Annotated in this window: 14 protein-coding genes; 9 read left to right on the forward strand and 5 right to left on the reverse strand. The window is 75.0% G+C overall.

From position 1 onward, the window contains the following. Window positions 1–4 precede the first annotated feature (4 nt). The 3 genes from HPC71_RS19910 to HPC71_RS19920 are packed head-to-tail and all read right to left on the reverse strand — an operon-like array spanning window position 5 to window position 1,826. Complete coding sequence (locus HPC71_RS19910) at window positions 5–1,192, reverse strand: hypothetical protein (RefSeq protein WP_154612493.1); 1,188 nt, start codon at window positions 1,190–1,192, stop codon at window positions 5–7. Next, window positions 1,189–1,497 carry a hypothetical protein gene (locus HPC71_RS19915; RefSeq protein ID WP_154612492.1) on the reverse strand — a complete coding sequence of 103 codons (309 nt, stop codon included), beginning with the start codon at window positions 1,495–1,497 and terminating at the stop codon, window positions 1,189–1,191. Before HPC71_RS19915 ends, HPC71_RS19910 begins: the two co-directional genes overlap by 4 nt. Then, window positions 1,494–1,826 carry an SAV_915 family protein gene (locus HPC71_RS19920; RefSeq protein ID WP_216656485.1) on the reverse strand — a complete coding sequence of 111 codons (333 nt, stop codon included), beginning with the start codon at window positions 1,824–1,826 and terminating at the stop codon, window positions 1,494–1,496. The genes HPC71_RS19915 and HPC71_RS19920 overlap by 4 nt, the downstream gene beginning before the upstream one ends. Before the next feature lie 101 nt (window positions 1,827–1,927). Here HPC71_RS19920 and HPC71_RS21205 point away from each other — a divergent pair, with 101 nt between their 5' ends. After that, window positions 1,928–2,050 (forward strand): hypothetical protein, encoded by a 123-nt coding sequence (locus HPC71_RS21205; protein WP_257866244.1) that lies wholly within the window; start codon window positions 1,928–1,930, stop codon window positions 2,048–2,050. A 48-nt stretch (window positions 2,051–2,098) separates the two neighbouring features. Here HPC71_RS21205 and HPC71_RS19925 read toward each other — a convergent pair whose 3' ends face one another. Further along, on the reverse strand, window positions 2,099–2,989 hold the full coding sequence (locus tag HPC71_RS19925) for a dimethylarginine dimethylaminohydrolase family protein (RefSeq protein ID WP_253943813.1): 891 nt from the start codon (window positions 2,987–2,989) through the stop codon (window positions 2,099–2,101). 120 nt (window positions 2,990–3,109) lie between these two features. Here HPC71_RS19925 and HPC71_RS19930 point away from each other — a divergent pair, with 120 nt between their 5' ends. The 4 genes from HPC71_RS19930 to HPC71_RS19945 are packed head-to-tail and all read left to right on the forward strand — an operon-like array spanning window position 3,110 to window position 5,603. Continuing rightward, the gene (locus tag HPC71_RS19930) at window positions 3,110–3,784 is read left to right on the forward strand and encodes a GntR family transcriptional regulator (protein ID WP_154612491.1); all 675 of its coding nucleotides are present in this window, start codon (window positions 3,110–3,112) and stop codon (window positions 3,782–3,784) included. Window positions 3,785–3,839: 55 nt separating this feature from the next. Continuing rightward, a complete protein-coding gene (locus HPC71_RS19935) occupies window positions 3,840–4,232 on the forward strand; it encodes a phage holin family protein (RefSeq protein ID WP_171897099.1) in 393 nt (130 codons plus the stop codon). Then, window positions 4,229–4,729 (forward strand): low molecular weight protein-tyrosine-phosphatase, encoded by a 501-nt coding sequence (locus tag HPC71_RS19940; protein ID WP_154616573.1) that lies wholly within the window; start codon window positions 4,229–4,231, stop codon window positions 4,727–4,729. The genes HPC71_RS19935 and HPC71_RS19940 overlap by 4 nt, the downstream gene beginning before the upstream one ends. Before the next feature lies 1 nt (window position 4,730). After that, window positions 4,731–5,603, forward strand: a complete 873-nt coding sequence (locus HPC71_RS19945; protein WP_154612489.1) for a fructosamine kinase family protein — start codon at window positions 4,731–4,733, stop codon at window positions 5,601–5,603. A gap of 3 nt (window positions 5,604–5,606) precedes the next feature. On the opposite strand, the gene HPC71_RS19950 is transcribed toward HPC71_RS19945, so the two are convergent. Then, a complete protein-coding gene (locus tag HPC71_RS19950; RefSeq protein WP_171897100.1) occupies window positions 5,607–7,907 on the reverse strand; it encodes a PQQ-dependent sugar dehydrogenase in 2,301 nt (766 codons plus the stop codon). Between the two features lie 195 nt (window positions 7,908–8,102). On the opposite strand from HPC71_RS19950, the gene HPC71_RS19955 reads away from it, so the two are divergent. From HPC71_RS19955 to HPC71_RS19970, 4 genes are read left to right on the forward strand one after another with little or no spacing between them, the layout of a single operon-like run. Then, window positions 8,103–8,801 carry a response regulator transcription factor gene (locus HPC71_RS19955; RefSeq protein WP_171897101.1) on the forward strand — a complete coding sequence of 233 codons (699 nt, stop codon included), beginning with the start codon at window positions 8,103–8,105 and terminating at the stop codon, window positions 8,799–8,801. Beyond that, window positions 8,798–10,201: a sensor histidine kinase gene (locus HPC71_RS19960; RefSeq protein ID WP_154616571.1), complete on the forward strand. Its 1,404-nt coding sequence runs from the start codon at window positions 8,798–8,800 to the stop codon at window positions 10,199–10,201. Before HPC71_RS19955 ends, HPC71_RS19960 begins: the two co-directional genes overlap by 4 nt. After that, on the forward strand, window positions 10,198–10,791 hold the full coding sequence (locus HPC71_RS19965) for a DUF3558 family protein (RefSeq protein ID WP_154616570.1): 594 nt from the start codon (window positions 10,198–10,200) through the stop codon (window positions 10,789–10,791). Before HPC71_RS19960 ends, HPC71_RS19965 begins: the two co-directional genes overlap by 4 nt. Window positions 10,792–10,838: 47 nt before the next feature. Further along, complete coding sequence (locus tag HPC71_RS19970; RefSeq protein WP_154616569.1) at window positions 10,839–11,684, forward strand: acyl-CoA thioesterase domain-containing protein; 846 nt, start codon at window positions 10,839–10,841, stop codon at window positions 11,682–11,684. Window positions 11,685–11,687: the final 3 nt, after the last annotated feature.

An 11,687-nucleotide genomic window follows, 5' to 3' on the forward strand; every position in this document is an offset into this window, starting at 1 on the left:
CCTCTCAGTCCCAGAAGGTCAGCGCGTCCCCGACGTCCCCCGCGACGTCGGCCACCCCGTTGCCGAAGTCGCGCAGGCCGTCGTCGATCTTGTCGCGGACCTCGTCGGGCACCCAGTTCTCATAGGCGTACTGAGCGGCCATCCCCGCGCCCACGCCGACGACGGCCGCGCCGGCGGCCACCGCGATGACCGGGGCGCCGACGCCGAGCAGGGCCGCACCGCCCACCACCGCCGCGCCGCCCAGGACGCCGCCGACGATGCCGCCCGCCTCACCGACGATGACCGAGGACGGTGATTCGCCGCCCGCGATCTCGCCGCCGGCGACCGCGACCGTCACCAGTCCCCCGATCAGGGGCAGCCGGCGGGCGATCCGCTCGGTGCCCTCGGCCAGGGCGTCCAGGGCACGCGCCGTGCCGCGGTTGTCCGCGATGTCGACGCCCTCGCCCGCAGCGCGCCGGGCCGGGTTGCCCGAGCGACGCGCGTCCCGGGCCTCCTCGGCCTCCTGGCGCAGCCGCTTGCTCTCCTCGCGGGCCGCGGCGGCGTTCTCGCGCAGGCTCCGTTCGTGCAGGTCGATCCCGAGTCCGGTGAGCGCTGCGGGCATGCCCGCGAGGACGTCGGCGGCGGTGGTCGCCAGGCTCGGTCCGTGCACGGTCGACCAGAACGTACTGAGGTTGTCGCGGATCCAGTCGGTGTGGGCCTCGTGGTCGTCCTGCACCTCGCCGAGGAGTCGGTTGTACGTCTCGATCTTGGCCTTCTGGGCCTCGTACGCCGCGGTCGCCTCGGCGTGGGCGTCGGCCTGCCGCGGCGTCGCATCCGCCCCGAGGGGGCCAGGGCCGACCGCGTCCGCGGGCGTCTCGATGACCATGCCGTTCACGACCAGGCCGGCCCCGCGGGCCTCCTGGCGCCGCTCGCGCATCCGGTCCTTGATGCGCCCGAGCCGGCCGGCGTACGCATCGAACTTCTGCCGAGCCTCCCGCAGGTGCTCCTCCTGCTCGTCGGCGGCCTCGACGAGCTGGCGGGCGAAGGCTCGGAAGGACGTCGAGGCGTCGCCGTCCCACGACGACAGGGCCCGCGACCGCGCCGACTGCGCGTCGTCGCCGGCATCGACGACCTGCGTCTTCAGCGTGTCGCCGAGGTACGTCGCCGCCGACCGGACCGAGGACTCGCTGCCGTCGACCGTCGTGTCGATCACGGGTGCGCACCCCCCGGGTCGACGTCGGCGACCAGGTCGGCGAAGGCCGACCCGACCTCGGCGTCGGTGTCGTAGTAGTCGTTCGCGACCGACCGCATCACCCCGGCGGTGGCGCGGTTGGCGATCGCGAGGTCGTCGGCGTCGGTGACCAGCTTGGCCAGGATCTTGCCGAGCACGGCCGCGGCCTCCCCGCCGTCGACCTTGTCCGGGACGGATTCCGCGGTGCCCTCGATGCCCTCCGCGCCCGACTCGTGCAGCGCGGCGATGGCCCGGGCGTCGGCATCGGTGATCTGGATGTTGGTCATGACTGCCCCGCCCCCTGGGTCGCCTGGTGCCACAGCTCCCGCGGGAGCGGCTGGTCGAGGGCGACGACGTCGTAGGGCGAGGCCCGGTCGAGCTCGCCGAGCTGGTCGGTGCGGTAGAGCACCCACGGCTGGTGCGGGCCGCAGCAGCCGACCAGCCGGTCCAGGGCGGTGTAGACCATGAGGGCCACCCGCCCGTCGGCGAGGCGGCGCATCTCGACCTCGGGGGCCTCCTCGGTCGAGCCGGGGCGGACCGGCAGGTAGAGCACCGGCGGGATCGGCTTGTCGCCCCGGGGGGCGGTCGGGTCGGTCGGGTCGGCTGGCGTGGTCACGGAGCACTCCGGTGGTCGACGACGGGTCCCGCTCCAGGATGACCCCGATGCTCCTCGGCGAAACCCCTCCGGCGCGGCCGCGCCGCCCCTAGGATCCAGCGGTGTCCCTCGCTCGCGACCTCGGCCTCGGCCTGCTGCTTACCAGCCTCGCCGTGCTGGCCGTCGGCCATGCCCCGCAGGCCGAGCTGACCACCACCAGCTGCGCGACGCCCGGCTGCCGCTAGCCCGGCAGATCAGTCCGGCAGATCAGTCCGGCAGATCAGTCCGGCAGGTCAGTCCGGCAGGAGCACCTCGCCCCCGGGGACGACCGCCAGGTCGCGGCCCAGCGCGACGTCGACGGGGTTGGTCAGGCAGCGGATCGAGCCGCCGCCCTTGTGGAACTCCGAGACGTCGGCGAGCACCACGGCGAAGCCCCACGCCTCCAGCTGCGCGCGCACCCGCGGCGGGCAGGCCGGCATGAGGACCGTGCGGCCGACGACGACGGAGTTGGCGCAGAACGTGCTCAGCGCCTCCTCCTCGGTCAGCACCAGCGGCTCGGGCACCAGGTCGAGCAGCGCCGCCGCCGAGGCGTCGTCCAGCGCGGCCGGGCACACCATCGCCCGGCGCTCGTCGAGCGGGCAGAACGCCAGGTCGAGGTGGTACATCCCCGGGTGGGTGATCCGCAGGCCGCGCACCCGCACGCCGAGGTCGGTGGCCAGGTGCTTGAGCGCGAGCTCCTCGGTGCGCGGTCCGTAGCCGACGACCAGGTCGCCGCGGTAGGCGAACGCGTCGCCCGCCTCGAGGTGCGCGCCCACGCCGTCGCGACCGACGTACGACGTCGTGGCGCCGGAGGCCGCGAACCACGGCTGGGCCGTGAGCCCCTCCATCCGCCGCTCGGCGTGGCGCATGTGCGACATGACGACGTGGCGCGAGCCGTCGGGGCGGACCAGGCCGAGGCCGAGGTTCATCGCGTAGACCATGTCCGGCGCGTCCGGCCGCTGCGCCAGCACGTCGACGCGGGCGCCGAGCCGCTCGAGGGTGCCGACCATCCCGGCCCACTGCGCGGCGGAGCGCTCGGGGTCGGGCTGGACCGCGGGGTCCATGAACGGGTTGATCGCGTAGTCGACGCGGAAGTGCGTCGGCTCTACCGCGACGTAGTGACGACCCCACTGCAGCTGCTCCACGAGCACCCCCCGGTTCGGCTCGCGAAGCGGTGCCCGCGATTGTCAGACAATCTGACAAGCGCGAGTGTGGGGCACGGCGGCGCGAACCACAAGCCCCCGCGCGTGAGGGAGGATGGCGACATGTCCGAGCCGTTCGGCACGCTGAGCCTCGACCACTCCTCCACCGTCGACCGGGTGGCGCAGGAGCTGCGGCGCGCCGTCTTCGAGGGCGAACTGGAGAGCGGCACCGCGCTGCGCGAGGTCGCCCTGGCCGGCTCGCTCGGCGTCTCCCGGCCGACCGTCCGCGAGGCGCTGACCGTGCTGGTCGCCGAGGGGCTCGCGACCCGCGAGCCGCACCGCGGGGTCTCGGTCACCAGCCCCGACCCGGCCTCGGTGCGCGACGTCTGCCGCGCCCGCGCGGTGCTCGAGGGCGCCGGCGTACGACGGTGGGCCGAGGCACCCGAGGAGCTGCGCGACCGCGTCCGCACCACGCTGGTCGCCTACACCTCCGCGGTCGCCGAGGGCGCGTCGTACCAGCTGCTCAACGAGCGCCACCTCGCCTTCCACGTCTCCCTCGTCGGGCTCACCGGCTCCCCCCGGCTGGTCCAGATGGCCGAGCACCTGGTCACCGAGCTCAAGCTCGCGCTGGCCCAGGTCGACCGGATCCGCCGCAACGCCCACGACCAGGCCGACTCCCACCGGGCCCTGCTCGACCTGCTCGAGGCCGGCGACCTGCCCGCCGCCTCCGCCTTCCTCGACCGCCACCTCGCCGACGCCGAGGTCGCGATCATCGAGGCGCTCGGCCTCGAGGACTGAGCCGGGCCGGAGCCGCCCGGGAGGGGGCTGCGAGGACGGCTGCAAGGATGACGGGGTGCGCTTCGTCATCTGGCTCCTGACCAACGCGATCGCCCTGGCGACGGCGGCCTGGCTCGTCGACGGCGTGCGGTTCACCGGACCCTCGAGCGGCACCGCGGAGCTGGAGCACAAGTGGCCCACGCTGCTGCTGGTCGCGCTCATCCTCGGCGTGGTGACCTCGGTGGTGAAGCCGGTGATCACCCTGCTCTCGCTGCCCTTCGTCATCGTCACCCTCGGGCTGTTCCTGCTGGTCATCAATGCCGCGATGCTGGAGCTGACCGGGTGGCTGGCCCGCCAGCTCGACCTCGGCTTCCGCGTCGACGGCTTCTGGTCCGCGGTCGGCGGCGCGATCGTGATCACCGTGATGACCTGGGTCGTCGACGCCTTCGTCGGGGACGAGCGCCGATGACCGCGGCCGCACCGGCACCGCGCACCCCCGGCCGCTACTCGATCGCCCTGGTCTGCCTGGGCAACATCTGCCGCTCGCCGATGGCCCACGTCGTGCTCGAGCAGCGCCTCGAGGCGGCCGGGCTCGCGGACGTCGTGCGCGTGGTCAGCTCCGGCACCGGCGACTGGCACGTCGGCAAGCCGATGGACGAGCGGGCGGCGGCGACGCTGACCGAGGCGGGGTACGACGCGACGCGGCACCGCGCGCAGCAGTTCGCGCCGTCGTGGCTCGACGAGCACGACCTCGTCCTGGCGATGGACCGCGCCAACCTCGCCGACATCGGCGGGCCCGGCGAGCGGGTCATGCTCTTCCGCGCCTTCGACCCCGTCGCCCCCGGCAGCGAGGTTCCCGACCCGTACTACGGTGGCCCGGAGGGCTTCGAGGAGGTGCTGGAGATGGTCGAGCGGACGTCGGACGCCGTCGTCGTCGCCCTGCAGCGCCTGCTGGGACGCCCCTGACATGGCTCGCCAGCCGCTGGTCGCCCGCCGCGCCGAGGGACTCCTCGGCGCTGCCGTGGTGGCCACGGCCCCCGTCGCCGGCGGCGACACCGCCACCGCGACCAAGCTGCGGCTCAGCAACGGCACCACGGCGCTGATGAAGACGATGCCGCACGCGCCCGCCGACTTCTTCGAGGCCGAGGCCCGCGGGCTGCGCTGGCTCGGCGAGGTCGAGGGGGGCGCCCGGGTCCCCGAGGTGCTCGGCGTCGACAGCGAGTGCCTGGTCATGCGGTGGATCGAGCCGGGCAAGCAGACCGCCGACGCCGCCGCCGACCTGGGCCGGGCGCTCGCCGCCACCCACGCGGCCGGCGCGGCGGCGTACGGCGCGGGGCCGGGCGGCGAGCACCGCGACACCTACATCGCCCGGCTGCCGCTGCCCAACCGGCCCGCGCCGACGTGGGCGGAGTTCTACGCCGTGCGCCGGGTGCTGCCCTACCTCAAGCTCGCCCGCGACCGCGGCGCGATGACCGACGAGCAGGCCGCGACCGTCGAGTCGGTCGTCGGGAAGCTGCCCGCGCTGCTGCCCGAGGAGGGGCCGGCGCGGCTGCACGGCGACCTGTGGAACGGCAACGTCGTGTGGGGCGTCGACGGCGTGCACCTGGTCGACCCGGCGGCGTACGGCGGGCACCGCGAGATGGACCTGGCGATGCTCTCCCTCTTCGGCCTCCCGCACCTGCCCAAGATGATCGAGGCCTACGCCGAGGTCACCCCGCTCACCGAGGGCTGGGAGGACCGGCTCGCGCTGCACCAGCTCTTCCCGCTCCTGGTGCACGCCTGCCTGTTCGGCGGCGGGTACGGCCCGCGGGCGGCGGCCGCCGCCGCCCGCTACCGCTGATCCCTACTTCTTCTGGCGGCGGTAGACCGCGGTGAGCGTCGCCGGCCGCGCCGGCGCGACGTAGGTGTGCGTGCGGCGGCCGCCGTCGGACCAGCGCTTGAACACGAACCTCGCCCGGTCCCGGCGGTGCCGCTTGGGCGCGGTGACCGTCACCCGCGAGCCGACGATGAAGGTGCCGGTCCAGGTCTTCGCGCGGCGCACCCCGGCGATCGAGAGCGGCAGCCCGCCCGGCTTGGTCCGGAAGCGCAGCCGCACCGTGCGCGGGTCGAGGCGGAAGGACTCGGTCGTGCTCAGCCCGCGGCCGTCGGTCGCGGTCGCGGAGACCAGCAGGTAGGACGGGTGCTCGTGGTCGGGCGCGCGCACCAGGGTGTCGCCGGGGACCGCGGTCTGCAGCGGGTGGGTGTGGCACACGTCGTTGGGGCAGTGCGCCAGCGCCACCGACCAGGTCACGGTCGGCTCGGTGCCGTCGGGGTCGGTGGCGGTCGCCGCCAGCGGGATCCGGTCGCCGACCGCCCAGCGCAGGTCGCGCGCGGGCGAGGCGATGGTGAGCACCGGCGGGCCGGCGTCGCCGGGGTGCAGCACGATCGCGCCGATGTCCTCGCCGCCGTTGCCGTCGGTCACCCGGACCCGGACGGTGACGTCCTCGGCGCCGGTCACCGTCGTGTAGACCTCCGGGCTGTCCGCGTCGTCGAACTCGCCGTCGCCGTCGAGGTCCCAGCGGTAGCCGAGGATGTCGTCCTCGGCGTCGGTGGAGACCGACGCGTCGAGCACCACGTCGAGCGGAGAGGGCCCCCAGACGGGGGTGCGCGACTCGATCCGCGCCTCCGGGGGGCGGTTCCCGGCGACGTACCGGACCCGGCGCAGGGAGCCCGCGCCGGCCGCGGGGTAGCCCTGGGCGTCCACACCGAGGCTGAGGTAGTACAGGTCGCCCTCCGGCCCGGTGAGCAGCTCGACCGGGCTGGCGGCGCCCTCGAGGAACGGGCGCACCGAGCGCGGGTCCGGCGAGCCGTCGGCCCGCTTGCCCATCACCCAGATGCACTGGCGGGAGTAGTCGGAGAAGAACAGCGCCCCGCGGTACGCCGACGGGTAGGTCGCGCTCGCGCCGAACTGGAGCCCCGAGATCGACGCCGAGCCCGTCGGGCAGGACTCGCCCGCGATCGCGCCGGTGCGCGGATAGGCGTAGAACGGCTGCGCGGCGCTCCCGTCGCGGTAGAGCGACTCGCACAGCGGCAGGTCGAGCGGGTCGAAGCCGGCGTTGCGGTCGGGCCCCTCGAAGCAGGGCCAGCCGAAGTTCTCCGCCGGACCGCCGGGCCGCAGCCGGTTGATCTCCTCCCAGCCGCCCTGGCCGACGTCGCCGACGTAGACCTCCGGGTCCGTGCCGCCGGTGCCGGGGCGGAAGGCAAAGCGGAACGGGTTGCGCATGCCGTAGGCCACGATCCGCCGCGCGTTCTCCTCGGCCCGGCCCGCGAACGGGTTGCCGGGCACGCCCTCGCCGGTCTCCAGGTCGATGCGGACGACCGCACCGGACAGTCCCGTGGGGTCGCCGGTGGTGCGGACGTCCTGGGCGCGCAGCGAGCCGCCCTCGCGGGCGGGGTCCCCGCACGGGTTGCCGCCGGGCCAGTACGGCGCGCCGAGCTGGCCGCGGTCGACCTCGAGGTAGTGCGCGCCCTCGCCGCCGCTGGCCCACAGGTGACCGTCGGGGCCGACGTGCAGCGAGCCGGTCGCGTGCGAGGGGTACTGCATGCACCAGCCCTCGAGCATGACCCGCTTCTCCCCCGAGGCGCGCCACCCGCCCGGCACCTTCGCGAGGGTCAGCCGGGAGAGCCGGCCGCTGGCCACGCAGCCCATGTCCTCCGCGCCCGGCCCGCCGTCCTCGGGGTCGGGGCAGTCGTCGTAGGAGACCCCGGGGACGCCCCACCGCGGCGCCGGCTCGGCGCTGCCGAGGACGTGGTCGTAGGCGTAGAGCACGTAGAGGTAGGGCCGCTCGGGGAAGCCCGGGTCGACCGCGAGGCCGAGCAGGCCGCGGTCGTAGAGGTTGTGCACCTCGGTGCTGAGGTCGACGACCTGCACCGGCTGGGCCTCCGGGGACTCCCAGACCCGGACGACGCCGGCCTTGTCGGCCACGAAGATCTCGCCGGCCGGCCCGAAGTCGACAGCCGTCGGCTGGTCGAGGCCGCCGAGCACGACCTCCTCCTGGAACCGGTCGGGCAGGACCGGGTCGGCGGCTCGCGCCGGCACCACCACCCGCTGCTGGTCGGCGGCGGTCTCCCCGGGGGCGGGCGCGGCCGGCGCGGGCGTGGTCACCCCCAGCACCGTCAACGACGCGAGCACGGACGAGACGAGCGTGGCTGTGAGCGCACGGTGCGACATGAGACCCCCCAGGTTTGCGCGCAGCCTAGGGCGCGGCACCGACCCCGCGGGGCGCTTCGGGCTACGACCCACCCCGCCGGGCGGGGTCGCTCTCAGCGCGGACTCAGGCCGGACTGGCACGATGGACGGGTGCCGCCGACCGCCAAGCCCCGCGTCCTCGTCGTCGACGACGACAAGGCCGTGCGGGAGTCGCTGCGGCGGTCCCTGGAGTTCAACGGCTACGAGGTGGCCACCGCCAACGACGGCGCCGAGGCGCTGGCCGCGATCGGCCGGGTCTCCCCCGACGTGGTCGTGATGGACGTGATGATGCCGCGGCTCGACGGGATCGAGGCCACCCGCGCGCTGCGCGCGGCCGGCAACGACGTACCCGTCCTCGTGCTCACCGCCCGCGACGCCGTCGGCGACCGGGTCGAGGGCCTGGACGCGGGGGCCGACGACTACCTGACCAAGCCGTTCGCGCTCGCCGAGCTGCTCGCCCGGCTGCGCGCGCTGCTGCGGCGGGTCGTGCCCGCCGAGGACGACCCCGACGAGGTGCTGTCCTTCGCCGACCTCTCGATGGACGTCGCGACCCGCGAGGTGCGCCGCGGCGACCGGCTGATCGAGCTGACCCGGACCGAGTTCACGCTGCTGGAGATGTTCCTGCGCCGGCCCCGGCGGGTGCTCGAACGGTCGTTCATCCTCGAGGAGGTCTGGGGCTATGACTTCCCGACCACCGCGAACTCCCTCGAGGTGTACGTCGGCTACCTGCGCCGCAAGACCGAGGCGGAGGGCGAGCCGCGGCTGATCCACACCGTCCGCGGCGTGGGCTACGTGCTGAAGGAAGCATGAGCCGACTGCTGCGTTCGCTCGCCGGCCGGGTCACCCTGCTCACCACCATCGCCGTCGGGCTCGCGGTCGCCTTCGTGGCCGTCGGCGCGTTCATGACCGTCCGGGTCCAGCTGCAGTCGACGCTGGACAACTCCCTGCTCGAGCGCGCCCACGCCGCCGCGAAGTACCCGCTCCTCTCCGAGCTCACCAACGACTACCAGCTGCCCTCGTGGGCGCTGGGCGCCGCGGACGTGCGGATCGCCTTCGTCTACTCCGACGGCAGCTACCGCACCTACGACCAGCTGCCCCCCATGCAGCTCGACGCCGAGCGGGACGTCGCCACCGGCGACCGAGACTGGACCGCCCGCACCATCTACGCCGGCGGGCGCGACTACCGGGTCGTGGCGGTGCCGGCCGGCAAGGGCGGCGCGCTCGTCGTGGCCCAGTCGCTCGAGCCGCAGCAGCAGGTGCTGGCGCGGCTCGGCGTGGTCATGCTCGTCTTCGGCCTGCTCGGCGTCGTGGCCGCGGGCGTCGCGGGCTGGGCGGTGGCCCGCAACGGCCTGCGCCCGGTCCGGCGGCTCACCAGCGAGGTGGAGGCGATCGCCCGCACCGAGGACCTCGACCCGATCGAGGTCGAGGGCGACGACGAGGTCGCGCGCCTGGCCACGGCGTTCAACGAGATGCTCACCGCACTGGCCGCCTCCCGCGACCGGCAGCGCCGCCTCGTCGCGGACGCCGGGCACGAGCTGCGCACCCCGCTGACCTCGCTGCGCACCAACATCGAGCTGCTCACCCAGGCCGACGCCGAGACCGCCGGCGTGCTGCCCGAGGGCGCCCGCGCCGAGCTGCTCGCCGACGTCCACGCCCAGATCGAGGAGCTCACCACCCTCATCGGCGACCTCGTCGAGCTCTCCCGCGACGACGAGGCCGCCCACGTGGTGGCCCCCGTCGACCTCGCGGAGGTCGTCGACCAGGCCCTGGCGCGGGTACGCCGCCGGGCGCCCGGCCTGGAGTTCGACGTCGCCGTCGAGCCGTTCGAGGTCGTGGGCGACTCCGCCGCGCTCGAGCGCGCGGTGACCAACCTGCTGGACAACGCCGCCAAGTGGAGCCCGCCCGGGGGCACCGTCACCGTCCGGCTGGCGGGCGGCGTGCTGACCGTCGACGACGAGGGCCCGGGCATCTCGGAGGAGGACAGACCGCACGTGTTCGACCGCTTCTGGCGCGCCGAGGAGTCCCGCGGCATGCCGGGCTCGGGGCTCGGCCTCTCGATCGTGGCGCGCGTCGCCGACCGGCACGCGGGCACGGTGGAGGTCGACCGCTCCCCCGCCGGCGGGGCGCGCTTCGTGCTCACCCTGCCCGCCCCGGCCCCCGCCGCGCCTCCCCCCTCGGGGGCGCACCTCTGGACGGGCGGCCGCGGATGAGGCGCGCGCTGCTCGCCGCACCCCTCGTCCCCCTGCTGCTCCTCGCCGGGTGCGGCTCGGGCGACGCCGACAGCGGGAACGGCGGCGGATCCGGTGAGGCCGGCGCGTCGTCCCCGCACGGCGGGAGCGACCCCGGCACGGGCGCGTCGACGCCGGTCGCGTCGTGGAACCCCTGCGACGACCTCACCGCCGCCGAGGTGGGCCGCCTGCTCGGCGAGGAGGTCCGCGAGGAGGTCGGCGAGCCCGGCGCGATGCGGTGCACGTTCGTGCCGGTCGCCGAGGGCGGCGCCACGATCGACGTGAACTACCTGTGGTTCGACGGCTCCTTCGCCGAGGCCTGGGACAGCATCGGCGCCGACGTGGCCGGCAAGGTCCGCGACGTCGACGTCCCGACGGCCGAGGCCGCGCGCACCGTCGAGCAGGTCACCGACGACGCGGCCGTGGTCACCGGCTTCGTGCAGACCGGCGGGCTGATCGAGTCGGTCAACGCGATCGTGCTGGACCCCGACGAGCGCGACCGGTTGGTGCGGGCCACCCGCGGGATGCTGCGGCTGCTCTCCGAGCGCGCGCCGGAACGCGCCGCCGACTGAGCGCGCCGCCGACTGAGCGGGGGCAGCCGCCTGCCAGGATGCCGCCCATGGAGCTCGCCTTCTTCACCTCCGACGACGGCGAGAACCTCGTCGCCACCGACCTCGCGGTCAGCAGCTGGGGCAGCGACCACCTGCACGGCGTCGCGGTCAGCGGGGCGATGGCCCGGGCGCTGGAGCAGCGGATCGAGGCCGAGGGGCGCACCGACCTGCACCCCGCGCGCTACACCGCGGACCTGTTCCGCCCCGCCGGCCGGGCGCCGATGACCTTCACCACCGACGTGGTCCGGGTCGGCCCGCGGCTCGCGCTGATCGACGTCGTGGCGCACCAGGAGGGCCGGGCGGTCGCGCGGGCGAGCGCGCTGTTCCTCAAGCCGACCGGCTCCACCGAGGGCGAGGTGTGGTCCCCCGGCGGGCACCCCTCGCCGCCGCCGGAGGACGTCGCGCCGCCGACCACCGAGCCGCACGTGCCGTTCCTCCACAGCGACGCCGGGTGGTCCCAGGACTTCCGCGAGCACCAGAACGCCTCCCGCAAGACCTCGTGGAACAGCGCCGTGCCGGTCGTCGCCGGCGAGCCCGCCACCGCGTTCCAGGCCGCCGCCGCCATCGCCGACGGCGCCAGCCTGGTCACCAACTGGGGCACCCGCGGCGTCGAGCACATCAACACCGACATCACCCTGACCCTCGTCCGCCGCCCGGCCGGCACCGAGATCGGGCTGCAGGCGGTCGACCGGCTCGAGCAGGACGGGATCGCCGTCGGCACCGCGTCGGTCTTCGACCGCGAGGGGCCGCTCGGCACGATCGTGCTCACCTCGCTGGCCAACGCCCGCCGCACCGTCGACCTCGGCAAGGAGCAGTGGGAGGACGACGGACGGCGTACGACGTCGGGCGCCTGAGCT

The organism is Nocardioides marmotae (genome assembly GCF_013177455.1).
Lineage (GTDB): Bacteria > Actinomycetota > Actinomycetes > Propionibacteriales > Nocardioidaceae > Nocardioides > Nocardioides marmotae.